Genomic DNA, 25,482 nt, shown 5'->3' on the forward strand with positions numbered 1-25,482 from the left:
GGCGTCTCCATTCATCAAGGTCGTTTGGTGAACCGCAGCAGCCCGGTGTCCGCGTCGGCGGACGCGGGCAGCAGACCCGCGGCCTCGGCTTCACGGGTGAGCCGCTCGGAGGCGGCGGGCCACACTCGGTGCTCGGCGACGGTCTCCTGCAGCAGCCGATCGCCGTCATAGGTGCGGTAAGTCATCCGCCACACCAAGGACTCCGCGTCCACTGGCTGTGCCCGGCTCCAGCCCTCGTAGCGCAGAGCTCCCGCACGGGCCCGGGTGTAGCGGCGTTCGGACACCGCCGCCACCCGTCCGGGTCGCTGCACTTCGATGACGGCGCTCGCCCCGGGTGCGAGCGCGTTGGCGATGGTCGCCCACACTTTTCTCCGAGCGGGGGCGTCGAAGTGCCCGATCACCCCCAGGGCCGCTACGGCGGCGCATCGTTCAGGCAGGTTGGTGTCGAGGAACCCGTGCGGTACCACCGTGATCCGCTCGCGCAGATCGCGGCGGGCCGCCAGCCGTGACATCAGGACCGCGCGCATGGCCGGGGAAGGCTCCACCGCCACTATCTCGGCGTCGGGCAGAGCGTCGGCGATCGCGACGGTCGACAGTCCGGTGCCCGCGCCGATGTCGATGACCGGTCCGGCGACCGTGTCGACATCGGCCAGCAGAGTCGCCAGCACCGGCTCGACCTGGGCGATATAGGGGGTCGCCATGAGGTCGTAGAACTCCGCGGCGGCGGCTGTATAGGTATCTGTTCCGGCACCATCCGGGTGCGGGTCGTGCGAGTATCCCGCGGTCACCGACGATCTCCGTTCGCCAGGTCGATACGGCGCACTGCCTCCGACAGCACCCGCGCCACGACGTCGACGGCGGGCTCCCGCAGCAGCGCGTAGTGGTGCGCCTCGACCTGGTGTGTGGTGATGAGCCCGGGGGTGTGCTCGCCCCATCCCAGATCCGGCAGATCCGCGCAGTCGTCCACACCCATCCCGACTCCGGAGTTGCGGGGCGAGAGCAGACTCGCCCGGACAAGCAGCGTTTCCGCAACGTCGTCCAGCAGACCGGTGCGGTGGTCGCCGAGGGCGCGCAGGTGCCGCCGGAAGACGTCTGCCCGGTGCCGCAGCGTCTCCGGATCGCCGCCCACCGCCAACCCCGCGGCGGTCAACCGGCGTGTCACCTCGTCATGTTGTTGTGACTCGGACAATCGATCGAATGCCGCGTCCAACGAATGGGATTCGAGGTCGATCTCCAGAAATGCCTCCAGTGAGCCGAGATAGCGCGACCAGAATTCGCGACCGTCGGCGGTGTGGCGAATGCGATCGGCGATATTGGCGTCGATCAGCGCCAGCACCGCAACCTCCTCGCCCGCGGCGCGCAGCCGCCGGGCCACCTCGTGGGCGACGATGCCGCCCATCGACCAGCCGCCGAGGTAATAGGGGCCGCGCGGCTGCTGGGCGCGCAGCACCCGTTCGTAGCGGCGGGCGAGGTCGGCGATGCTTGCCGGCTGTTCGGCCGTGCTACCCGAGCCGCCGTCACGGCCCAGGGCGGGGTCCTGGATGCCGATCACGGGTCGCCGAGTGTCCAGCTTGCGCGCCAGCTCGACATAGCAGAGCACGTCACCGCCGGTGGGATGCAGCATGAACAGCGGGTCCCCGGTGCCGTCGCGGAGGGTGACAGCGCAGTCGGCGTCCCCGTCTCCGGCCGCCGTGTCCGCCGTTGCGGCGATGGCGGCCAGGGTGGGGTCGGCGAGGAAGTCTCGCGGTGTCACGATCAGCCCGAGTTCGGTGCGCAGTCGTCGCAGCATCCGGATCGCTATCACCGAATCACCGCCGCCGGCGAAGAAATCCGCCGCCCGATCGAAGTCGGTCGGGTCTGTTTCCAGCATGTCCGCCCACAAGTCGGCGATCGCCTTCTCGGTCGCGGTGGTGGGCGGTCCGGACACGGCTGTGGGCGCACGTCCGGATCCGTGTCGGTCGGGCAGCTCCGGCGCGGGCAGCGTCACGAGCTCCGACCACGCCTCGGGCCGCTCTACAAGCGCGTCGATTCCGGCGCTGATATCGGCGAACAGGTCATCGAGCACGCCGGCGGAAAACAGTTCGGCCACGGCGTCCAGGTTGACCACCACCGAATCATCCCAATCCCATTGGAAGACCTGCATATCCAACGCGACCTGCGGGGTGCGCAGCCGCTGATAGAAATCGCTCACCCGCACCGCCGCCGGGGTGCCGCCCGGTGGATGCAGACCGAGGGTGCTGTGGAACACCACCGGTGCTTGCGGAGAGGTGTCTCGGCGGCGGCGGCCGAGTTCGCGCACGACCTCCACACCGGTGACCTGGCCGTGGTCGAGCATGCGGCCGGTCGCCTCCTGCACGTGCCGGGCCGCGGCGACGAAGGTGGGCGCGGCGGGGAGGGCGACATCCATCAGGACGGTGCCCGCGTATGGGCCGATGGCGTGATCGAGGTCCGCGGGCAGGTGCAGGCGGTTGAGGTAGAGCACGTTCAGCAGGAACCGGCGGTGCCCGGCCATCCGCGCCAGCGCGGCCGAATAACAGGTGGCGAACATAGTGGTCGGTGTGATGCCGTATTCGGCGCAGCGCTCCCGCAGCACCGTCATACGCTCACCGGACACTCGCAGCTCTCGGCGCTCCATGGCATCGGGGCGGGCCTGCTCGAACGGGATGGCCAGCGGCAGTGCGGGTGCGGTGGGCAACTCGTCGAGACGCTCCCACCACCAGTCGCGCTGGGCCAGCCATTCGGGTTCGTGGCGCTGTCGGTTGATGGTTTCGACGTAGTCGCCGAAGTGGGCGGTCAGCGGCGGCAGCACCGTATTCGGCTCATCGAGGTAGGTGAACAGCTCGGTGAACATCAGCTGCACCGACCAGCCGTCGGCGACCAGCAGACTGCACACGATGTGCAGGCTCAGTTCGTCACCGGGGAGACGAACGGCGGTGATGCGGAACGGCCACGGGTCCATTCCGGGACCGGTGCTTCGCATCTCGGCGCGAGTGTCGGCGAGGGTTCGGTCGATATCGCCGACGCTCGCGGCGCGCAGGTCGAGTTCGGTGATCGGCAGGACCGCCAGCCGCGGATCATCCTCGGCCAGCACCTGCTGTACCCCGTCGGCCAGGAATACCGCGCGAAGCATGGGTTGGCGCTGCACCTGCCGGCGTACGGCGGCCTGCACGGCCGTCGGGTCGATGCCGGCCAGCCGGAAGTCGACGTAGTTGTGCGCGGAGCTGTAGCTGAGCGCCCAACCATCCTGCTGGCCGACCCAATAGGCCTGCTGCAACGGAGTGAGCGGGAAGGGCGCGGTGGGGTCTTCCTGCCGTACCAGCTCCGAACCGCGAACCGCCGTCGATTCGCCGCGCCGCTCGGCGATGGTGTCCGCCAGTTGCGCCAGCGTCAGGTCGCCGACCAGATCGACTACCGGAACCGCGACGCCGAGGCGACCGCGGACCATGGTGGCCATGCGCACGGCCAGCACCGAGTCGCCGCCGAGGCCGACGAAGGTCGAATCCGGTTGGACAGTTGCTGTGTCGACGCCGAGGACCTGGGTCCAGATCGCGGCGACGGCGGCCGTCACGTCTTCGCCCGGGGCGGTCAGCCGTGGGCCGGTGTTGTCGGCGCGCCAGGCGTCCGGATCGTGCACGAGCTGCCGTAACCAGGCCACGTAGGCGGCGAATGCGGTGTCGGCGCCGTCCGGATCGAGCACGGTTTCGAGCACGTCCCATTGCAATTGGAGTGCCCCCGCCTGCATGAACGCCTGATGATCGAGCCACAGTTGCGGGGTTTGGCTGACGCCGTGCACGATTCGTCCCGCCCACTCCAGATCCGGTTCCGCGCCGGTTAATTCCGCCGCGTCCAGGGCGCTGGTGAACACGACTGGTAGCAACTGTCGTTGCCCGGTGCTGCTGGACATCTCGGAGAGCAGTTCGAGCGCCGAGTAGTCGCGATGATCGATGTCGTCGAACAGCTGCCGCTGCGTCCGCCCGACCCGTTCGGCGAACGAATCACTGTCGGTTCGATCCACCTCGTGCGCCAGTAGTGTGGTGAAATCACCGACCACGTCGTCGATTCCGGGTAGCGCCACCGGGCGGTCGATCAGCGTCAGCATGACCGAGAACCGGTCGTCGCCCGACCACGCTGCCAGCACATCGGCGTAGGCGGTGAGCAATACGGCTGACGGTGTTACGCCGTGTTCGGCTGCCAGTCGGCGCAGCGCCGCCCACTCCGGCGCAGAGAGCTCTCCGCTGCGCCGGGCGAACCACGGCCGTGTCTGGGTCCGGGTGCGGGTCGGCAGTGTCGGCGGGCCGGGAATCCGCTGCATCCGCTGCTGCCAGTAGTCGACGCTCCGACGCCGGTCCAGGGAATCGGCGCGGGTCGCCAGGTGTGCCACATAGTCGGCGAATCCAGTACGCACCGGTGGCAACGGAGCCGCTGGATCGTGGTAGCTGCGCCGTAGGTCCCGATCGAGCACGAGGAAGCTGCCCGCATCGCAGATCAGCGCGTCGATCCCGAAGAACAGGCGCACGGTGGAGTCGTCGAGCGCGGCGGCCCGGACGTCGAACAGCGGCCAGCGGTCGGGCCGGTGCACCCGGTGGGAGAGCTGGCGTCGCAGCTCGGCGAGCGTCTCCTCGCGCTGCTCGGCCGCCATATCGGTGAGGTCGTGGCGGCGGATCCGGTACTCGGGCACCGTGTCGAGCACATGGTTGCGGCCGTCGTCGCCGACGACCGCGCGCAGCATGTCGTGCCGCTGGATCACCCGATTCCACGCCTGCTGGTAGCGGTCGAGATCGATGCTGCCGCAGTCATATTCGAGGTAGATGTGGCAGGCGGTATCACTGAGCCCGAATGCGCCGGAGCGTCCCACCCAGTAGGCGTGCTGTACACGGGTGAGCGGAAAAGAGCCGGGAGCGCCTGCGTCGAGAACCTCGAGTTCGGCCTCGGGGGCAGGTGTGTTCGCGGCGCCGTCCTCGGGCGTAACGGCGGTGTCGGCGCCGAGGCCCTCGCGCTCGACATCGGATGGTGCTGAATCGTTCGGGAATTCATTCGGGCGGCCGTACTCGGGTTCGGTCGGCCGCAATGTGGGATCTGGGTGATCGGTTGGCGTCCGCCGCTGCGACAGCAGCTCGGCGAAGGCGGACAGGGTCGGGCTGGCGAGCAGTTCTCGCAGACGGATATCCGTTTCTTCACGAGCATTGAGGATGTCCAGCATCCGGGTCGCCTGCATGGAGCTGCCGCCGAGGGCGAAGAAGTCGTCTTCCGGATCGTTCACCGGACGTCCGAGAAGCTCACTCCACAGTGCCGCCACGCTCTGTTCGTCGCGTGTCGCGGACCCGGTATCCCCAGACGGCACGGCGGAAGGGACGGGATCCGACAGCGGCGGTTCCATGGTTCGGGACGCGACGGCCCCGTCCGACGAAAGAGTCTCGGCAGCGGAGAGTTCCGAATCAGCCGGCGGATCGATCCAGAACCGTCGGCGGTGGAACGGGTATCCGGGCAGTCGCACGCGCTGCCGTCGGCGGTGCAAGGCATCGGGAGCGAGTTCCGCACCGTCGCACCACAGCTGCCCGATGGCGGCCAGCAGTGCACCACGGTCCGGTGGTGGGGTATCGACAGGGAGCGCGGCGATCTCGTCGGCGTCCGGTAGCGTGCTCAGCGCTGCCGCAAGGCCGGACGGTGCATTCCGTCGAGCCAGTGAGGCCAGCGTGCCACCCGGGCCGACCTGGACGAGCGTCGTCGGCCGCGTTGTCACGGCGGTGTGCAACGCCGCGGCGAAACGCACCGGCTCGCGCAGATGGCGCGCCCAGTGCTCGGCGTCCACAGTATCGACGGCCTGCCCGGTGAGCGTGCTGTACAGGGGCAACGCGGCCGGTGCCGTCGGCACGCTCGCCGCCACTTCCCGCAGCGCCGCAACGGCATCCTCGACGGCAGGGGAGTGCAGCGCCGCGTCGATCCGCAGCCTACTGGTCCCAACTTCCTTGTGTGCCAGCGCGGCCGCGAGTTCATCGATGGCGACAGCGGGGCCGGACACCACGTAGGAGTCGGTGGCGTTGATCGCGGCCAATGTCACCGACGGATGATCGGTGAGCAGGTCTGCCACCTGCGGCTCACTTGACGCGACCGCCAGCATCGCGCCGGGCGCCGCATCGGCCAGGGCGAGCGAGCGGACCGCCACCAGGCGCGCCGCATCGGAGGCGCTCAGCATGCCGGCCACCACCGCCGCCGCGTATTCGCCCAAACTGTGCCCCAGCACCCCATCCGGCTCGATCCCGAAACCGCGCAGGGTCATCGCGGTGGCGAGCGATACCGCGAACAACGCGGGCTGACCGTAGCGCACGTCGTCTGCGTCGCGGTGTGGTGCGCTGCCGGTGATGATGTCTCGAATGTCGTAGCCCAGTAGCGGTTGCATCGCTGCGGCGCATTCGTCAACCGCTGCGGCGAACACCGGTTCATCGCGGTAGAGGCCCGCGCCCATGCCGGGGTACTGCGCACCCGCGCCGGGGAAGGCGAAGACGACGGCCGGCCGGCGCGCAGGCAGCTTCCTGGATGTCACCTGTCGCGGCGCGCCGCCGTTTTCCGGCAGGATCGCCGCGGCGCGCCAACCGCTGTCGCGATGCGCTGCCCGCAGCGCGGTGTAGGCGTAGTCGGCGCGGTTGCGCTCGTCCACGGTCGCGGCGGCCAAGTCGAGCTGGGATCGGCAGGCTTGTTCTTCGGCGCCTGACATCACCAGCAGTTGCGCACGGCGATCGGGGGCGGCCGGCGTCGCGGCGGTCGATTGTTCGAGCACGACGTGGCAGTTCGTGCCGCCGATCCCGAACGAGCTGACGCCCGCGATCCTGGTGCCCTGGTGTTCCGGCCAGGCACGGGTCCGGTCGGGGACCTCTAACAGGCCGCGGTGCTGTGCCAGTTCGGGATGGGCCGGGTCGGCGTGCAATGTCGCCGGGATGCGCTGGTGCCGCAGCGCCAGCGACGTTTTGATCAGCGAGGCGATACCGGCGGCGGTGTTGGTGTGGCCGATATTGCTCTTCACCGAGCTGAGCGCGATCGGCTCTGGTGCCGAGCGTTTACCGAATACCGCGGCGAGCGCGGACAATTCGATCTGGTCACCGAGCGCTGTCGCGGTGCCGTGTGCTTCGATCAGACCGACCGCGTCGACATCCACATCGGCGACGGCCAGCGCTTCGGCTACCACGCGCGCCTGACCGGTCGCCGATGGCGCGGTGAATCCGGCTTTGCCCGCTCCGTCGTGGTTCACCGCACTGCCGCGCAGCACCGCGTAGATCGGATCCCCGTCGGCGAGGGCCTCGTCCAGCCGCCGCAGCACCACCACGCCGACACCTTGGCTGTGCACCATCCCCGAGCCGTCGGCGCCGAACGCACGGGTATGGCCGTCCGCGGAGAAGATGGAGTCCGGCACATGCAGGTAGCCGCGGCCCTGCGGCACGATCAGCGATACCCCGCCCGCCAGGGCGGAGTCGCATTCGCCGAGCAGCAGCGACTGCGCCGCCATATGCACGGCGACCAGTGAGGTGGCGCAGGTGGCCTGCACCGCCACCGCGGGACCGGTCAGACCGAGCCGATAGGCGATCTGCTGGGGGAAGTAATCGGTGATCGCGCCCATCGTGGCCTGCAGATGGCCCATCGGGTCGTGGTCCGCCTCCCGTCGATACCGCGCGAGGTTCTTGTCCAGGTAGTCGCTGTGCGATGCGCCGCTGAACACACCCACCGTGCCGAGTCCCGCGCCGCCGCCGTGCCCGGCGTCGCCCAACGCATTCCACGCGCACTCCAACAGCAGCCGCAGCTGCGGGTCGAGCAGCGCCGCCTCGGTCGGGGTGAATCCGAAGTGGTCGGGATCGAAGCGGTCCTGCCCGTCGATGATCCCGCCGACCGGCACATAGTTACGGTGCTGGCGCAAGGCAGCGGGCACGCCGCGGTCAGCCAGTTCGGCATCACCGAATCCGCTCATTCCCTCGCGCCCCGCGGCGATCAGATCCCAGAATGCCGCCAGGTCGGGCGCGCCGGGAAACTGGCATGCCATACCGACGATTGCGATGGTATTGGTGTCGCTCACGACGCGATCTCCACTTCCGACTGCACCGGCATCTCGCCGCGCATCATGGCCAGCACAGGGCAGGACTTCTCGACGAGCTGCTGCAATTCCCGGTAGCGGGAGGGGTTTTCGGGGCCGCTCACTCGCGCACGCATCCGGATCTCACCCGGCTGGGCGTCGTCGAGGCCGAAGACGGGGCTCATATCCAGCAGGGCGTTGACATCCACGGTGAGTGAGTCGATTTCGACGCCCAGACGCGCCGCGTGGAACTGGTAGGTGATCACCTGGCAGGTGCCCAGCGCCGCGAGGGCGAGTCCGATCGGATCGGGGCCCGTATCGCCGCCGCCCGCCGCTTTCGGTTCGTCGACTACGAGGCTGTGGCCGTTGATCCGCACACTCACCTCGGTGGCCGTCCGGTGTTCGGTGCGCGCGGCGAACCGCTGTCGCCGGTCGTCGCGGCCACGCAGGGCCACTTGGATCCGTTGAACGCTGTCAGTGAGCGACATGCGATGTGTGCCTCGCTTTCGGGTGGGAGTTGCGTCGGCGTCGTCCCCGCGCGGCGGCGTTCGCGATATCGATGTCGGCATCGGGGGTTTCGGTGCGGGTGTGCGCCGGATCGGAGGCAGCGGACAGCCGGGCGATCCACGCGGCGAGCCGGCGCACCGACCCATGGCGGAAGATGTCGGGCACGGTCAGCGCCGGAGTCAGATGGCGCAATCGACGATGTGCCCGGACCAGAGTCAGGGAGGTCGAACCCAGGTCGTAGAACGGTGCGCTCGGACTGATATCGGATCCGAGGAGTTCGGCGAAGACCGCGGTGACCGCGCGCTCGATATCCGGATGCGCGCCCTCGGCGAGTGGTGGTGCCGCATCGACGAGCTCGAACGTCACTTCCATGAGCCCTGTTCTGGGACAGATATTCTCGGTCGCTTGTATGCCGTGGGTGGCGGCCGCCGCAAGGAGTAGACGGGACAACGCGTTGGGCGTATCGGAGGTGGCGGCTGCCGCGGGTTCCAGCCGAACGGTCATCGCCAGTCCGTGTTCGTGCGCCATCCTCGCCGCCGGCGCCAACCAGGCCGTGTCCTCCCGGTCGGCGCTCGGCGCACCATTGCCTGCTACGGGCGCCGCGGTCCCCGGAGCCGGTTGTGCGGGTGTGCCGCGTCGGAACGGATTCGGCAGCCGGGAAACATCCACCTTGCCGTTGGGTGTGAGCGGGATCGCGTCGAGCGCCACCCAGTGTGACGGCACCATGTACTGCGGCAGGTGCCGCGCTGCGTAGGCAGTGAGTTCCGCGGGCTCCGGGGCGGTCGACCCAGCGACAAGATAAGCCACCAGCCGCGGCCGCTCGTCGGCTCCCGGCACGGCTGCCGCCACACACCGGCGTATGCCGGGCAGCCTGGCGATCACCGCTTCGATCTCGCCGAGTTCGATGCGGTGTCCGCGGATCTTGACCTGGCGGTCGGCGCGGCCGAGGAATTCGATGGTTCCGTCAGGTCGCCACCGGCCCAGATCACCGGTCCGATACAGCCGATGACCCAGATACTCGTGCCGGATGAACCGCTGCGCAGTCTGCTCCTGGTCGCCGACATAGCCACGCGCCAAGCCCGCGCCGCCGATGTGCAGCTCACCGGGCGATCCGATCGGACATGGCCGGCCCTCGTCATCCAGCACCAGGAAGAACTGGTCGCGCAGCGCGCGCCCGTACGGGATGCTCGTCCACTCGGGCGCCACTTCGTGGATCGGATAGCAGATCGACCAGATCGCCGCTTCGGTCGCACCGCCCAGACTGATCACCTGGACATCGCCGATCAGCGCACGCAACCGGTCGGGCAGCGTGAGCGGAATCCAGTCCCCCGATAGCAGCATCACCCGCAGCGACCGCAGCTGAGCCACGGCTGCCGGATCCGCCTCGGCGTATTCCACCAGCATTTCCGCCACGGCCGGAGCGGTATTCCACACCGTCACCCGATGCTCTGCGATGAGATCGCACCAGTGTCCGGGGTCACGCTGCCGAGCTGCGTCGGGAACCACCACCGCGCCACCCACACCGAGCAGCCCGAACATGTCGTAGATCGACAGGTCGAAACTCAACGCGGACAACGCGAGAACCCGATCGTCGGGGCCTATGCCGAATCTGTCGTTGATGTCGTCGATCGTGGTGCGTGCAGCCCGGTGTTCGATGGCAACGCCTTTCGGCTCACCCGTCGAACCGGAGGTGAAGATAATGTAGGCCAGCTCGTCCGCCCCGGCACGGACCGGTTCGCCGATCGCCGCCTCGTCGATTCCTGCCAGCTGGTGCACCGAGTGCGCGATTACGTGATGTGGCAGACAATCCTTGGCGTCCGCTGTCACCAGAGCGTGGCCTATACCGGCGCGCCGACACACCGATTCGATACGGGCGGTGGGCCACTCCGGTTCGATGGGAACGAAAGCGGCACCGGCCCACAGCACTCCGTAGGCCGCGACGATCTGCTCGCTCGACTTCGGCATGGCCACCCCGACACGATCGCCAGGCCCGACCCCGGCCGCGGTCAGCTCCGCGGCGATGGAACGCGAACGCGCCAGCAGTTCGACGTGGGTGAATGAGCGTTTCGAGTCCACCAGTGCGGGTGCCTGTCCGTGGGTGTCCACAGCAAGCAGCTGCGGATCCGTCAGCCGCGGCCCCGGATCGATACCCATCGGCGCCGGTACTTCCGCCACCGGCTCGAAGTGGGGATTCCACCCCAGATCCATGGTGCCCCAGGCGGTGTCCTCTGTGGCGAGGCGGTGCAACAGTCGCAGGGAGGCCGCGAGCATGTGCTCGACGAACCCGGGCGAGAAGACTTCCTCCACGGCATCCCAAGCAATGCGCAGCGCACCGGATTCGTCCCACACGATGTGATCGAGCACCACCTGCGGGGTTTGCGACACTCCGAACACCTCGGCCCCCAGCCAGCCCGCGGCCGGACCACCCGCCTGACCCAACCCGACACCGCTGGTGAACACCACCGGGTAGCGCGGCGCGAGATCGCCGGCCTGGGACCGCTGCACCTCGACCCCGCTGTACGAACGATGCTCGAGATCGGCCCAGAACTGGCTGTTGACCTGCGTCGCGAAGTCGGCGAACCCGCGCAGTGACCGCAGATCGACGGCGGGCATCTCGACCAGTGCGGTGGTGCTGAAATCCCCCACCACATCGGGATGGTCCGCTGTCCAGTCCGGCCGGTCGAACAAGGTCGTGTTCAGGCAGAACGGTTCCGTCGCACCCCACCGGGTCAGGGTCAGCCCGAATGCCGCCAGCAGCACCGCGGTGGGGCTCAGGCCGCGTGCCGCCGCCCGTGCGGTGAGCGCCGACCAGTGCTCCGCATCGAGCCGTTCCTCATGCCGCCGGAAGCGCGGTGTGCGGACCTGCTCCGGCGCCACCGCGTACGGCAGTCTCGGGCCCGGCGGCAGCGTGGCCGCCCGCGCATCCCAGTATTCGTGGTCGCGCTCCCGCCGCTCCGAATCAGCCTGCCGCGCATGAAGAATGCTCAGAAACGACGCGGTCGGTGCCGGCTCGGCGGCCAGATCGGCGACGAGCTCACCCCACTGCCGCATCAACAGGATCCAGCTCGCCATGTCCAGCACGATGATGTCGAAACCCACGAACAGCCGCAGACTCTCATCCGGCAGTACCGCGGCGTGAATGTCGAACAGCGGCCAGAGCGTGGTTTCACGCACCTGATGCGACTTCTCCCGGCGCAACTCGGCCAGCACTCGGTCCACGTTCTCCGGCTGTCGACGCAAGTCGGTCACGCCGATGGTGTAGCGGACACCCGGCGGTTCCACGCGCTGCATGCCGTCGTCGGTGACCGTCGCCCTCAACATGTCGTGGTGGACGACGAGTCTGTTCCACGCCTCCTCCAGAACGGCGATTTCGGCTGTCCCATCTGCTGCAACGAATTCTGTTGTCCTGCGGTCGAATTCGAAATAGTAGAACGTGGCCACACCGCCCAGCGGCATGTCCGTTTCGCGGCCGACCCAGTAGGACGCCTGGATCGGAGTCAGCTCCGCTTCCGCAGGTGCGTCACCACTCAGTGCGGATGCGTTCACACGGTTTGCCGCTGGTTCACTCGGTGTGCCGGAAGGTGTTGCACCGAGGCGCTTCTCGACCTCGACGATCAGCGAGTCGAGGGTGATGCCGACGAATGCCTCCAACGGCACCCGCACCCCCGTTCGCTCCGCCAAGCGCAGGTGCAGCCGGACCGCGAGGAACGAGTCCATCCCTAGCTCCTGCAGCGGCCGATCCGAAACCAGTTCCGGCTCTTGAATCGTGAGCACGGTACAGACGCACCGTTGAACCTCGTCTGCTGTTGTCGCCATCTCCACCCTTGCTCCAGGAACCAAACAAGCCTAGCTTAATGGGAATGACTATCATTATCAATAAATTGGCGGGCGGTTGGCTGGGACGGCAAACGCACCGGTGCGAAGCCGGCAGCGAAAAGTTCGGAGCCGAAAAATGCGAGGGAGGAAAGGGATTTGGTGGAACGAATGACACGGTGCGGGGTGTCCGCCCTGGACTGCTACCGCGTGCTCGGTCGCTCCGGCCTGCGTGTGTCACCGCTCGCACTGGGGTCGATGACTTTTGGCACCGAATGGGGCTGGGGGTCGGACAAGCTCGAAGCGCGCCGAATCTTCGACACCTACGTCGGCCGCGGCGGCAACTTCATCGACACCGCGAATCAGTACACCAACGGCACCGCGGAGGAGTGGCTCGGTGAGTTCGCCGCCGCCGACCGCGAAAGCCTGGTACTCGCTACCAAATACAGTGCACTGCGACGACTGACCGATCCGAACTCCGGCGGCAACCATCGAAAGAGCATGATCGCCTCGGTGGAGGCGAGCCTGCGCAGACTGCGCACCGACTACCTCGACCTGCTCTACCTTCATCTGTGGGACGGTCTGACACCCGTCGAGGAGATTCTGCGAGCGATGGACGACCTGGTGCGGGCGGGCAAGGTGCTCTACCTCGGCATTTCCGACACCCCGGCTTGGCAGGTTTCGCGCATGCAGGCCATTGCCGAACTACGCGGCTGGTCTCCGCTGATCGCACTGCAGATCGAGTACAACCTCATCGAACGGACGGGGGAGCGCGACCTCATCCCGATGGCGCGTCAGATGGGGCTCGGCGTTATTCCGTGGTCCCCCTTGGCCGGTGGTGTGCTGACCAACAAATACCATCGCGCCGACCTGACATGCGATTCGGTAGCCGCCGCGGCTGGGGATTCCCGCAAGCACCTGGTGATCGCCAACGAGTCCCTGACCGAACGCGGTCTGGCCATAGCCACGGTAGTGGCAGAGGTCGCCGAAAAGGTGGGGCGCACACCTGCTCAGGTGGCGCTGGCCTGGACTATGCGTGACCCGTCGGTGATCGCGCCGATCGTCGGCGCCCGCACCGCCCGGCAGCTCGCGGACAATCTCGGCGCGCTCGAGGTGGAGTTCGACGAGGAGCACCTACAGCGGCTGGAACGGGTGTCCGCGGTCGAACTCGGCTTTCCGCACGACTTCCTCAGTCGTCCAGCAGCGCACCGGACGGTATTCGGCGATCTGCAGGTCCAGGCGTGAACTGCACAGCGACAACAGCTCTCAGCTCCGGCACACCGCCGGTGGGCGGAAAGAACAGGTGGTGACGATGACAATCGCCGACATGGTGGCCGATCGACTGCTCCAGCGACCACGCGGAAGAATTGCCCGGATGTGGTGGCGCGATATGAAGGCCCACCATGGAATCTTTCGCGACACTTTGGAAGCGCTGGACCTCACCCCCGACGACCATCTACTCGAAATTGGCTGCGGTGGCGGCACGTTCGTGAAGTGGGCGCTCGAGACCGGCTGCCGAGCCACCGCGGTGGATCACAGTGTCGACATGGTGGAGCTGGCAAAGACCAACAACGCCGACGCGGTGCGGGCGGGAGGGCTCGACGTCGTTAGCGCCCCCGCCGAGAACCTGCCATTCCCAGAGGGGCAGTTCACCTGCGCGGCACTGATGAACGTCCTGTTCTTCCTCGACGCTCCCGCCGCGCTCGCCGAACTGAAGCGCGTGCTCGTACCAGGAGGTCGGGTGGTCGTTCACACCGTGGCGCCCAACCCACCCGCCAAGGTGGTCCCACCGACAATGGCGAAGCGCATGCGGCTGTACGGCGACGACGAGCTGCTGGCCTGCTTCACGGCCTCTGGTTTCACCGACGGTCATCTCACCCGGATCGACGGTGCGTACCAACTGGTCATCGCCACGGCGAAGGCCGCAGGAAGGGTCTGAGTGGCGCAGAGGATCGTGTTCGTGGGAGCCGTGGGCCGACACCACGGTATCGCCGTCGATCTGCTGAAACATCGCCCATTGCGCCGGACGTCCCTGTCGAACCGCCGTGCGGTAGTGGCCTTGATCGAAGACCGCGCTATGCGTGTGGGGGTTCTCCGGTGACGATGTGGTCGGCGTGGTTCATGCCTTCGCGTACCAGGCGGGCGAGGTGGCCGTCGCGGATGCGGTAGATCACTCGCCGTCCTTGTCTGCGGGTGTCGACCAATCCGGTGAATCGGAGTTTGGCCAGGTGCTGGCTGACGGCGGTGCGTGACGCGCCGCAGGCGTCGGTCAACGCGGTGACGTCGGCTTCGTTCTGGGCCAGGATCCACAGAATATGCAGCCGGGTGGGGTCGGCGAGCATGCGGAAGGTGTTTGTGGCGGCGTCCAAGTGCTGTTGATCCGCCGCGACGGGGTGTACCAGACTCGCGGCGGGCAGGCCCCGCGCAGTCTTGGGCTGCGCTTCGTCGGCCATCGCCGTCACCGCCCTCCGACTGCCACCAATTCCGGAGCTGCCGGGACCGAGGTGGGCCATACCCGTGCAGCTGCTATTGCTGCGAGTGTAGCGACCACGGCCAGTGTGAGTGCCGCGGCGAGCTGGCTGATCGAGGCGCCGACCCATCCGGCGATCGGATAGGTGAGCATGAAACAGGCATGCGACAGCGAGAACTGCGCGGCGAACACCGAGGTCCGGTTGTCGGGCTCGGATTGTGCCCGTAACAGCCGCGCGGACGGCGTGTTGATCATCGAGGTACCCGCGCCGAGCGCGACCCACAACAGCCCGAGCATCACCCAGCCCACCCTCGGGGAGGGGGAAACCGCCAGTACCACGGTGACCGCGGCCAGTCCGAGCGGGATGGTCGTTGCGCCGGTCATCATCAGGCGACGGTCCGCGACGGTGCTGAGTAGGCGCGGCACCAGCAGGGCGACGAGCATGGATCCGGCGCCGTAGCAGCCGAGGGCGATCGCCACGGACGTATTCGATCCACCGAGCATGTCCCGCACGTATACGACGGTGTTGACCAGGACAAGGGCAGTGGCCGCAGCGACCGCGAGGTTCATAGCCAGCAGCCCGCGCAGCACCGGCCGCGACAGCATGGTCCGCGCGCCGCGGGTGATCCTGTCCATGAGCGGATCCGACCGATCCGCGGGAACCAGCCGCGGTAGCGTCGTCGAGATCACCAGCAAGGCCGACGCGACGAACCCCGCCACAGTGCCCAGGAACAGCAGGTTGTAGCTCATCATGGTCAGCAAGGCTGCGGCCAGTACCGGACTGAGCAGCGACTCGAGATCGTAGGCCAGTCGCGACAGCGACAAACCGCGCGTGTAGTCCTCCTCCTCGACCAGCACCGAGGGGATCACCGACTGGAAGGTGGGGGTGAAGGTCGCCGACGCGGCCTGCAGCAGGAAGATCAGCACATAGATCTGCCAGACCTGTCCGACGATCGGGAGTAACAGCGCGATCACCGCACGCACCGCGTCCGCCGACACCAGCACGATCTTGCGGGGCACCCGATCGGTCACCGCCGAAATCACCGGAGCCACAGCGACGTAGGCGACCATCTTGATCCCCAGCGCGGTCCCGAGTACCGCGCCGGCATCGCTGCCCGCGATGTCATAGGCCAGCAAGCCCAGCGCCACCGTGAGCAGGCCGGTACCGACCAGCGCCACGACCTGAGCGGTGAACAGCCGACGGTACTGTTCGTGACGCAGCACGCTCAACAACGCGGGCACCGGACCTCCAGGCTTCGTTCAACAGTGGCGCACCCACACTTTATCTCTTTTGGGTGCGCACGTGCGCACTCAAATGTGCCTGAATGATGGATCTGTGCCGTTGTTGGCTGAGGGAATCTGATATCAGTACTGAACCTGATCATGTCGGTGCTCGGCGGCATGTCCAAAGGCGAGCGCAACCGCGTCAAGATCCGCGTCCGGCCGCGATGGCCACCCAAACGCAAGTCGAAGATCGTTACCTCGGCGACCGGCCGCCCTTCAGCTACCGGCTTGCCGACGTTGGCCTACAGGGGGTTTCGGTGTACCCCGATCCTCCGGCGCCGGGCGGTTACGCGGCAGCCGCGTAGAGCACTTCCCGCAGTCCTGGTAGGGCTTCGCGGTCTGTGCGCCAGACCAGGCGTAGATGCAGCTGAACGGAGGCTGCATCCAGTGGCAGCCGGACCAGCGAGCCTGCGGCTAGTTGGTCTCCTACGGCGAACTCGGGTAACAGCGCGATGCCCAGGCCGAGCTCGGCGCAGGCGCGGGTCGCCGCCACCCCGCCGGTGCGGACCCGTTCGATGTCCTGGCCGAGCAGGAGTTCTCCTGCAAGCCAGAAGGAGCAGGCGGGAGTGTTCACCAGCAGTCGCTGGCCCCGCAGATCGTCCCTGGCCAGGAAGCTGGCGCTGCTGAGGAGATGGGTGGGCGCGGCGACCAGGGCGAACGGCGCGTCCTCCGGATCGAGGTAGTCCAGCGGGGCCGGCGGCAGGTTGAAGCCGAGTTCGCCCAGCGGGCCTGCGGTGTCCAGGATCATCGCCGCCTCCAGTTGACCGGTGGCTACCGAGTTGAGTAGCCCACCGCGGGAGGCATCGGTATGCAGTGAGATGTCCAGGTCGGGGCGGCGTTCGGCCAGGCGGACGAGCACACCGGGTACATGGGTGGCCGCAATGGTCTCCAGCGCGCCGAGCCGCAGCCGGGGCCGGGCAGCCAGGACCTCGCGCCGGGCCTGCTCGGCCTGGTCGAGCAGCCGCTGTGACCACAGCAGGAGCCGATCCCCGCCGGAGTGCGGGTCATCCCGCGTGGGGCGCGATCGAACAGGGTAACGCCCAGGGATTTCTCCAGGGCGCGGATCTGTTCCGAGACCGAGGACGGCGCGAGGCCAAGCGCCACGGCGGCGTCGGTGACCCGTCCGATGAGCCAAAACCGCCTCAAAGGTGCGCAACTGGCGCAGTTCCACTGGGCCCCTGTCGATCTCGGGCTGTGACGCTCCAGCATTCGCGCGTTCGGATATTCCGAATGGTACCTGCGGTTGGACCGGTGGAGTCGGCCGCGCCCCGACCAGAGACTGAGCGTCAGAATACCTCTGATCATCCGGAGACCCCCTGATGCCCACTGCTTCCCTCGACTTCGTCGACGCGCACGCACACTTCTGGCAGGTGAGCACGCACGATTGGTATCCGATGCTGCGCGTCGCGAGGCCAGCGCTCTACCGCGACTATCTCCTGTCCGACTACCAAGCGGACGCGGGCGCTGCGGGCATACACGTCACCGGCCTGGTTCACGTGTCAGCAACCACCGCCGCTGGAGCTTTTCTGGACGAGACCCGGTGGCTGAATCAGCTCCATCAGGACACGGGTCGTCCTTCGGGGATCATCGGCGCTATCGATCCGCAAGTACCCTTCCAGGCCATCGCACAGCAGACGCTCACTCAGGCCGCTAGCGCCGCCTTCCGTGGAGTACGCGTGTTTACCGGTCTGAATCCAGCCGAGACAAGCTCGGCAGAGCTGCTCCGGCTTCTGGGCGAGCATGACCTGGTCTTCGACCAGATGATCCGCCCGGCTGAAGTGGCGGCCTACCTCCCACTGATCGAAAAGGCCTGCGGCACGGCCATTGTGCTGGAACACGGCTGTCGACCGCGTCGAGATCCCGTTTCTCAGCGTCGGCGTGCGGTGACCAAGAGGTACTCCCACTCCATCCGTCCATTGCCGAGGTCATGCTGGACAGCAAGATCAGCGAGCTTCCGGTCCAAAACTGCGATTCGGCCGGGCTCGGCGGCGATGGCCTTGTACACGGCGACCGTCGGCCCGTAGTTGGTTTTGAAGTAGTCGCGGAACTCGATGCCGTCGGCGAAACGATCGATGACCGCGTTCTCGCGCCGTAGCTCCAGATCGGTGACACGATCGCCCAACAACGACCGGACATGCGCCTCGTCGCCCCACAGTGGTGGCGGCTGCGCACCGGTCGGGGGCGGCGGAGCGAACGGCTTCATCGCGGCGAACATCTGCCCGATGAATCCGGTGGGTGTCCAGTTGATAAGTCCGATCGTCCCACCCCGCTTGGTGACTCGCACCAGTTCGTCCGCGGCGGTCTGATGGAACGGTGCGAACATGACACCGACACACGAGATGACCGAGTCGAACTCCGCGTCGGCGAAGGGCAATGCTTCGGCGTCGGCTACGTGCCACTGCAGGTTCACGCCCCGTGTGGCGGCGAGACGCCGGCCCGCCTCGAACAGTTCCGGCGTGAGGTCGCTCGCCACCACCTCGGCACCGGCCTCAGCAGCCGGGATCGCAGCGTTCCCGGATCCGGCCGCAATGTCGAGCACCCGCTGACCGGGACCGATGCGGCATACCTGGACGAGGCGTCGGCCCAGTTCCGGGATCACTTCGGTGGCAACGGTGGGGTAGTCGCCCAGTGCCCACATTGCGCGATGCTTTGCCTTGAGATCGGCGGGGCTGTAGTCGGTCATCGGGGGCTCCCTCGAATGTATGTAGCCGATAAATACGCCGTGAGAATGCCGAAATGGATCGGACGGTCGAGACTGGAAGTGGCGCTGCGGCTGCATCGAACGCCGACTCGAAACAGACTCCTGGGACTCGAATCAGCGGTTCGATGACGGACTTATGTTTCGGTCTCGACGACGTGCGCGAGTCTGTCGGTAGTGGGAATCGGCGTGCACCACCACCATCGAGAACGAAACGCAATCGCCAGATCTTCTGTAGCAGCGAAGGTCATACCCGCCTCCTCGTGGACGGGACCGCTGGACGGGTGCGGTCGGAGGTCCGATCGGCGATATGCTGGATGTTTGCCAGCGCTGTTCGCTCACACTGATCGAATTGTGGCGGGGACCGACATCGCCGGACAGTGATCCTCCGAGCATCCGGTTGGGAATCCACCGTATCCATCGGGATGGGTCCGCCACCAGGACGCCGGTCAGTCGATCTTCGCCATCACGTGCTTGACGCGGGTGTAGTCCTCCAGCCCGTACATCGACAGATCCTTGCCGTGCCCGGACGACTTGAACCCGCCGTGCGGCATCTCGGCGATCAGTGCGGTGTGGGTGTTGATCCACACGCAGCCGAAGTCGAGCGCGGCCGACACGCGGAGCGCCCTCGACACGTCCTTGGTCCACAACGACGACGCCAGCCCGTATTCGACGCCGTTGGCCCATTGGATCGCCTCGTCTTCGTCGATGAACGACTGCACGGTGATCACCGGGCCGAAGATCTCGTTCTGGCTCAGCCGGTCATACTGGCGCAGCCCGCCGACGACCGTCGGCTCGACGTAATACCCGTGGTCGCCCTGCCGGCGCCCGCCGACCACGACCGAAGCGTGGTCGGGCACCTCCTCGAGGAAGGCGAGCACCCGCTGTAGTTGGTTGGCGTTGTTGACCGGTGGCACCCAGGCGTCCTCGTCGTCGGCTGCCTTGCCGAACGTCGTTGTGGCACTGCTGGCCTGCTCGGCCAGCGCCGCGGTCAAATCATCGGCCACCGACGCGTGACCGAGCACCCGGGTGGCCGCCGTGCAGTCCTGCCCGGCGTTGAAATAACCCGAGGCCGCGATACCTTCGGCGGCAGCAGCGATATCGGCGTCGGGGAATACGATTACCGGCGCCTTGCCGCCCAACTCCAGATGTGTGCGCTTCAGGCGGCCTCCGGCCGACTCCGCGACCGCACGGCCCGCGGCCACCGAACCGGTGATCGACACCATCATCGGGGTCGGATGCGCCACCACCGCTGCGCCGGTCGTCTGGTCACCGGTTACCACGTTGAGCACGCCCGGCGGCAGATGCTTGGAAGCCAGTTCGGCCAGCATCACCGTCGTCACCGGGGTGGTGTCGCTCGGCTTGATCACCACGGTGTTGCCCGCCGCGATCGCGGGAACAAACTTCCAGATTGCCATCATCATCGGGTAATTCCACGGCGTCACCTGTCCGATGACGCCGACCGGCTCTCGGCGGATCCACGATGTATGGCCCGCAAGGTACTCGCAGGCCGACTTGCCCTCGAGAACCCGTGCCGCTCCCGCGAAGAACCGGGTCTGGTCCAGCATCTGCGGGATCTCTGCGGCCAAGGTGACGTGGTTCGGCTTGCCGGTGTTGCGGCCCTCGGCCTCAACAAGCGCAATGGCGACATTCTCCAACTCGTCGGCGAAATCGAGCAGCGCCTTCTGGCGGTGCGACGGCGTCGTGCGTTTCCAGTCGCAGAATGCCCTGGCCGCCGCTGCGTACGCGTTATCGATATCCTGTTCATTGGACGCAGGGGCGGTGCCGTACTGATCGCCAGTGGTGGGGTCGACGAGCGTCATCGTCGCACCGCCGACCGAGTCGACGAGCTTGCCGTCGATGAAGTTCTTGACAACTGTCACAATGCTGCTCCTCGGTCGCTTTGTTCGGTAGACAATTGCCTTGCGCGAGGCGTTCGGTCGTCATGGCATCCAGTCGCCGTCGCCTGCAGGCTCCCTGCTCGGTAGAATTTTGATGCATCGACACCGAAAAGAACTAGCTTACTCCTTTTAACGCTGAGGACATGCATCCGGAGCAATTTCTATTTGCAGTGATCAGTATCGTTTCATCTCTCATTGCGACGAATTTGCCTGCGCCACAATAGTGTGGCGAAGTCATTCACAGACATCTACAATATTAGGGATCGATGATGACTCGACGCATTGTGCAAATCCGCAGAATCTATGACGAGCCAACCCCGCAAGACGGCACCCGTGTGCTCGTGGACCGCCTCTGGCCTCGCGGTGTCAGCAAAACCAGGGCACATCTCGACGAATGGTGCAAAAAGGTCGCCCCCTCCACCGAACTGCGCACATGGTACGGCCACGACCCGGAACTGTTCGATGAATTCGCCCGTCGCTATCGCGAGGAACTGACCGACCCCGACCGCGCCGAAGCGCTCGCCCATCTGCGCGAACTGGCAGGGCAGAACAAACTCACATTGCTCACCGGCACCAAGAGCACCGACATCAGCGAAGCAGCTGTACTCGCCGATCTGGTCGCACAGCAGGGTAGGTCCCCCAGAAAGTGACGAGACGCGGCCCCCGGTGGTATACGGATTGGCGCTGGAAGCCGACGGCGCACGCACGGTGGCACCTGTTGCGATCGCGGGCCAGCGCGGACCTGGAACGTCAGGTGGAATCCGAACTGGTGATCCGTTTGCTCGAGGGCGGCGCGAACGCGGCGACGGTGGCCAGCAGGCTGGGTTGGCGCCGGAGAGTTTGCGGTTGATCGCGCTGTGCGCACGGATCGCCGACGAGCAGCACGCCGCGCTGCTGGTCTTCCTCTCACCTTTGACGCCGAACAGTGCTGTCGAGTTCTCCGATATCCCGGCCGTGAAAGAAACCGGCCCCGGCTTTGCAGGGAAACCGAGGCCGGCTTCTGCAGGGAAATCAACCCGCGTAAGCGGGCCGACTGCGAGGCTAGGTGAGCAGACCAGGAAAGACAACGACTCCCGGGGCAAGCGTGTCACCCACGGCGCACCCGCCCGGTGATGGTTACGCAGCTGTAGGTCCAGGTGCTCTGGCCGCCAGGTGTGGTGACGGGGGGACTGCTGGGCTGGTGGGATGCGGCGGGGCGGTGGTGCTGATCGTGGTGTCGGAGATGAGAGCGAAGTTCGCCGGGATGCCGTCGAAGGCCACGGTGTCGGTGTCGGTGTCGGTGTGGGTGAGGTCGCTGCCGGTGATGGTCACAAGGGTGCCGCCGGTAGTCGGTCCGTGGTGGGGTCGATGGTGGTGATGGTGGGGCTGGGCCCATCAGCCGTCGAACCGGTGCTGCACCTGTGTGCAGAATAGGCGTGCCTACCCCTGGACGGCGCGTGCGTCAGGACGCGATGTCGCCGCTGTGCCTGGCCTGCAAAATTCGGCGTGCCCCTGTCAGCGCCGCGGTGCCGAGGACCTCTTCCAGTTGCTCCCAGCGGGTGACCAGGTCGGCGATCATCATCATCATGACATCAGGGAAGGCGTAGAGGAACGTCTTGTAGCGGTAGTGGTCGAGGTAGTAGAGGCGGACCGCAGTCACGGCGGTGACGGTAATGGTTCTGGCGTCGAAGAACAGGTCGTGGCCGCCGAGGATACTGCCTCTGGTCAGCACGGCGCGGTCGTAGACACCGCCGAAATCGACCTCCACGTCACCCTCGGCGACGACGTAGACGCCGTAGGCGGTGTCGTCTTCGCGGCAGATGGGGTCGCCGGGGGCGTAGGTGAGTTCATCGAACATAGAGGCAAGGGTTTCCAGGTCGGCGTCGACAAGGGGTGCGAACAACGGCACGCCGAAGGGATCGACGCCATCGGTGAGGCAGGCTACGCGAGCTCGTAGACAGTCGAAGCTGAGGTGCCTCATACGCATTCGCGCGAAGCGTTTCATGCGGTCGATATCGCGGCGTTGTCGGCGCGAGGTCTCGGTGCTCGGTGGGCTGTAGATCGACGGGTCGTCGGCGATGCGGGCCGCTTCGCGCAGACCCGACTCGTAGGCACTGTGGACGCAGCCCCAGTGGTAACTGTTGGTCGCCTCGCCCGCGAAGAAAAGGCGCGCGCCGACGGGTTCGGCGAGTGTGTCGAGGTCGCGCGGGGAAGCGTCGACACCGATGCAGGCGTAGGAACCGAGCGCGTACGGGTCCGTCGACCACGCCGTTCTGGAAACATGCTTGGGCGTGGGAGTGTTCGTGCCGAAGATATCCCGCACGACGCCGGCCGCGTAGTCCTGGACCTCGACATCGGCCCAGGTTTCCATGGCGCGCCCGAGCGATGCGCCGAGCAGCAGGACCAGAATCGGCTTGCCGTGCGACTTCCACATGCTGATCACCACGGTCGGGTAATTGTCGGTCTCACGGCACAGATAGCCGAAGACGTATTGCTCCGCGGGCCAGAAGATTCGGTCGTAGTGCAAGGCAATCTTGTTCAGCGTGCCGAACCCGACGCGGTCGATGGCTTGGCGCTTGGTCTCCGGCAGCAACGGGCTGAACTCGATTTCGTTCGATTTGAGAACGCCGAGTGGCACGGTGACCAGCACCTTGTCGGCTTCGTGGACGCCGCGGTCGGTCGTCACCCGCACCGGCGTCGAGCCGTCACCGGTATCGATCCGGCGCACGACGGTTTCCAGTTCGATGGTCACATCCTCGGCGAGTGCATCGACCACGGCCTGGTAGCCGCCGTGCAGGACGCTGTCACCATATCCGTAGACGCGGTAGCCGTCCTCCCAGAACTTGAACGATAGTCCGCCGGGATCCTCACCGACGTCTTCGCGCAGGATCACATTGAGGTGATAGCGGATGGCCTGTTCATCGTCGTGACTGTGGCCCGCTTCAGCGAGGATCTGATCCACGACCGCGGCCAGCGGCACATCTGGATGTTTGCGGCTGCGGGCGATTTCGGCGCGCCGCTCGAGTTCGTGGAGTACTTTGTCGGCGAGTTCCAGGGTTCGGTTCTTTACCGTCGCGGGGCTGATCTTCCGATCGGGTCCGATCAGCGCCAGACTGTCGAATCCGCCGGTATAGGAACTGTCGCCGCCGACATAACTGTGTGGGATTTCGAGTTGTTCAACCAGTTCGGTGAGCGGATTGCCCTCCGTACCGTGTATCCAGTGCGCGCCCAGGTCGACGCCGTCGCTGTCGGTCCAGATCCGGCCGCCGATCCTGTTGCGCGCCTCCAGCACGGTCACGGCGTGCCCCAGCTTCCGAAGCGCTTGTGCCGCAGTCAATCCTGCGATTCCCGCACCCACGACGAGTATGCTCGACGGCCTCCTTTCGACCGTTGCGTCGCCGATCGTTGTCTGCCCCGCGAAGGCGGGCTCCGAGCCATTACTCGACGGAATATCATTCGACTGTTCCATCGTCACAGTATCGGGGAAATACGTTGGGTGAGAAGGTAATTCACCAGATTCACATACCGGCCAATCGAAAGTTGAGCAAAGAGGTTCTGTCGGGTCCGGCCGAAGCCCTGCCATCGGGGGCGTCTCCGGGAAGTAGACCCGAGACGGCTGGTCGAGGACAAGGAAGCGGGGCCCGGGATTGCGCTGTTCGGAGAACCACTTGTGCATGCTGAGGAGGGCGGTGACGTGGTAGCCGAGCCAATTCTCGTCGCCGCCCATGTCGGTCAGGCGGACCGGGCCGCGGGCGGTGTCCGCGACGACGGTCAGCCCTCGCGGGTCGAGGCGTATGGGTGACTTCTTGTGTTCGAGGTCAAGGGCGACGGCCTTGTCCTTGATCTAGAGCGCATGGCGCACAGACGGCGGGATCGGGGTCGTGCGCAACAGCCCACGGAGGTACCCCGTGGGCTGTTGCGCTTCGAACTCACTCCGGTCGGCTACCCGCCCGCGGGCAAGGCAGGCTACTGCGCGTCGCCATACGCCAGCCAATCAACATTGACGCTGTACAAAACGGTGTCGTCCCACGCTTTGACCACCAGATCGAAACCCTGGCCCGTGATATTTTCCGCTTCGACCATCACCCGAGAATTCGCGACTTTCCCTATGTCGACCATGGAAAGCCCCACCGTAACTTCCGGTGGCGAGTTGAACGGTTTGGTGAATGTGACAGGCTCTCGCCACTCCCGCCACCCGGGGGTACCGCTGGTGAGGTCCCATCCCGGTGAGATAAGATAGCCCACCGAGATTTTACCGCTTTCGAAGTGGTTGGGGGTGGTCTCGTTGACCGTGACGGTGAAATAGTCGTTTTGGTCGATGTTCGTGCCGCTGCCCGGCGTCGGCGCGACGGTGAAAGTGTGCTGTCCCGCGGCCGCTGGGATGAGGACCGCGACCGGGACCAGCGCTTTGTGTGAGCTGGCTTCGTTCGTGTAGACCGATGCGGTGGCGATGACGGTCCCGTCCATCAACAAATCGACGCTGACTTTTCCGGCGTTGCCGCGCCAGGCCGACCCCGAGAACTGTATGTAGAGAGTCCCCCCGTTACTGGTCATCGTTTGACTGAAAGAAGACGGTGCGTTATTTACGACCGGCGTAATTTGCATGGTTCCTACTCCCCTGAACGCGACTGTATTCCCGCATATCCCCCGACGAGGGGACTGCGTAGTCTTCGAAACGCTTGTAGAACCTGGGTTGATGCGTGCATCAAAGAAATGCCATACCAGTACTCGAGTGGCCACCAACTTCGGTGGGGATCCCCTACACCATGCTAGC

At 66.3% G+C, this 25,482-nt stretch carries 14 protein-coding genes and 5 pseudogenes; 5 read left to right on the forward strand and 14 right to left on the reverse strand.

Annotated elements, in window-relative coordinates; genetic code table 11:
* Positions 1 to 14: 14 nt before the first annotated feature.
* The 4 genes from AB0H00_RS06955 to AB0H00_RS06970 are packed head-to-tail and all read right to left on the reverse strand — an operon-like array spanning position 15 to position 12,379.
* On the reverse strand, positions 15 to 788 hold the full coding sequence (locus tag AB0H00_RS06955; protein ID WP_357261997.1) for a class I SAM-dependent methyltransferase: 774 nt from the start codon (positions 786 to 788) through the stop codon (positions 15 to 17).
* Positions 785 to 8,059, reverse strand: a complete 7,275-nt coding sequence (locus AB0H00_RS06960; RefSeq protein WP_357262000.1) for a condensation domain-containing protein — start codon at positions 8,057 to 8,059, stop codon at positions 785 to 787. Before AB0H00_RS06960 ends, AB0H00_RS06955 begins: the two co-directional genes overlap by 4 nt.
* Positions 8,056 to 8,544, reverse strand: coding sequence for an OsmC family protein (locus AB0H00_RS06965; RefSeq protein WP_357262003.1), 489 nt, complete (start codon positions 8,542 to 8,544; stop codon positions 8,056 to 8,058). The genes AB0H00_RS06960 and AB0H00_RS06965 overlap by 4 nt, the downstream gene beginning before the upstream one ends.
* On the reverse strand, positions 8,531 to 12,379 hold the full coding sequence (locus tag AB0H00_RS06970) for an amino acid adenylation domain-containing protein (protein WP_357262006.1): 3,849 nt from the start codon (positions 12,377 to 12,379) through the stop codon (positions 8,531 to 8,533). The genes AB0H00_RS06965 and AB0H00_RS06970 overlap by 14 nt, the downstream gene beginning before the upstream one ends.
* 168 nt (positions 12,380 to 12,547) lie before the next feature.
* Here AB0H00_RS06970 and AB0H00_RS06975 point away from each other — a divergent pair, with 168 nt between their 5' ends.
* Positions 12,548 to 13,621, forward strand: a complete 1,074-nt coding sequence (locus tag AB0H00_RS06975; RefSeq protein WP_357262009.1) for an aldo/keto reductase — start codon at positions 12,548 to 12,550, stop codon at positions 13,619 to 13,621.
* A gap of 67 nt (positions 13,622 to 13,688) precedes the next feature.
* Complete coding sequence (locus AB0H00_RS06980; protein ID WP_357262012.1) at positions 13,689 to 14,315, forward strand: class I SAM-dependent methyltransferase; 627 nt, start codon at positions 13,689 to 13,691, stop codon at positions 14,313 to 14,315.
* A 136-nt stretch (positions 14,316 to 14,451) separates the two neighbouring features.
* On the opposite strand, the gene AB0H00_RS06985 is transcribed toward AB0H00_RS06980, so the two are convergent.
* From AB0H00_RS06985 to AB0H00_RS07000, 4 genes and pseudogenes are all read right to left on the reverse strand, one after another.
* On the reverse strand, positions 14,452 to 14,829 hold the full coding sequence (locus AB0H00_RS06985; RefSeq protein WP_357262015.1) for a metalloregulator ArsR/SmtB family transcription factor: 378 nt from the start codon (positions 14,827 to 14,829) through the stop codon (positions 14,452 to 14,454).
* Between the two features lie 5 nt (positions 14,830 to 14,834).
* Positions 14,835 to 16,088, reverse strand: coding sequence for an MFS transporter (locus AB0H00_RS06990; RefSeq protein WP_357262018.1), 1,254 nt, complete (start codon positions 16,086 to 16,088; stop codon positions 14,835 to 14,837).
* A gap of 328 nt (positions 16,089 to 16,416) precedes the next feature.
* Positions 16,417 to 16,989, reverse strand: a complete 573-nt coding sequence (locus tag AB0H00_RS06995) for a substrate-binding domain-containing protein (protein WP_357262021.1) — start codon at positions 16,987 to 16,989, stop codon at positions 16,417 to 16,419.
* 140 nt (positions 16,990 to 17,129) lie between these two features.
* Positions 17,130 to 17,435: pseudogene (locus tag AB0H00_RS07000) on the reverse strand (LysR family transcriptional regulator); the annotation flags it as partial.
* A 14-nt stretch (positions 17,436 to 17,449) separates the two neighbouring features.
* On the opposite strand from AB0H00_RS07000, the pseudogene AB0H00_RS07005 reads away from it, so the two are divergent.
* A pseudogene (locus AB0H00_RS07005) lies at positions 17,450 to 17,977 on the forward strand (amidohydrolase family protein); the annotation flags it as partial.
* Positions 17,978 to 17,997: 20 nt separating this feature from the next.
* Here AB0H00_RS07005 and AB0H00_RS07010 read toward each other — a convergent pair.
* Positions 17,998 to 18,813 (reverse strand): class I SAM-dependent methyltransferase, encoded by an 816-nt coding sequence (locus AB0H00_RS07010; RefSeq protein ID WP_357262024.1) that lies wholly within the window; start codon positions 18,811 to 18,813, stop codon positions 17,998 to 18,000.
* A 464-nt stretch (positions 18,814 to 19,277) separates the two neighbouring features.
* Positions 19,278 to 20,711, reverse strand: coding sequence for an aminobutyraldehyde dehydrogenase (locus AB0H00_RS07015; RefSeq protein ID WP_357262027.1), 1,434 nt, complete (start codon positions 20,709 to 20,711; stop codon positions 19,278 to 19,280).
* Between the two features lie 287 nt (positions 20,712 to 20,998).
* Here AB0H00_RS07015 and AB0H00_RS07020 point away from each other — a divergent pair, with 287 nt between their 5' ends.
* Both AB0H00_RS07020 and AB0H00_RS07025 read left to right on the forward strand, forming a co-directional pair.
* A complete protein-coding gene (locus AB0H00_RS07020) occupies positions 20,999 to 21,379 on the forward strand; it encodes a DUF488 domain-containing protein (protein WP_357262030.1) in 381 nt (126 codons plus the stop codon).
* Between the two features lie 40 nt (positions 21,380 to 21,419).
* A pseudogene (locus tag AB0H00_RS07025) lies at positions 21,420 to 21,629 on the forward strand (PucR family transcriptional regulator); the annotation flags it as partial.
* Positions 21,630 to 21,845: 216 nt separating this feature from the next.
* Here the strand turns inward: AB0H00_RS07025 and AB0H00_RS07030 are convergent.
* The 4 genes and pseudogenes from AB0H00_RS07030 to AB0H00_RS07045 all read right to left on the reverse strand — a co-directional run.
* A pseudogene (locus AB0H00_RS07030) lies at positions 21,846 to 22,061 on the reverse strand (IPT/TIG domain-containing protein); the annotation flags it as partial.
* A gap of 109 nt (positions 22,062 to 22,170) precedes the next feature.
* Entirely contained in the window at positions 22,171 to 24,177 is a 2,007-nt protein-coding gene (locus AB0H00_RS07035; RefSeq protein ID WP_357262033.1) for an FAD-dependent oxidoreductase, read from the reverse strand.
* 183 nt (positions 24,178 to 24,360) lie between these two features.
* A pseudogene (locus AB0H00_RS07040) lies at positions 24,361 to 24,552 on the reverse strand (DUF3732 domain-containing protein); the annotation flags it as partial.
* A gap of 122 nt (positions 24,553 to 24,674) precedes the next feature.
* Positions 24,675 to 25,262, reverse strand: coding sequence for an H-type lectin domain-containing protein (locus tag AB0H00_RS07045; RefSeq protein ID WP_357262036.1), 588 nt, complete (start codon positions 25,260 to 25,262; stop codon positions 24,675 to 24,677).
* Positions 25,263 to 25,482: the final 220 nt, after the last annotated feature.

It is taken from the genome of Nocardia sp. NPDC023852 (assembly GCF_040639505.1).
In the GTDB taxonomy this organism is placed as follows: domain Bacteria; phylum Actinomycetota; class Actinomycetes; order Mycobacteriales; family Mycobacteriaceae; genus Nocardia.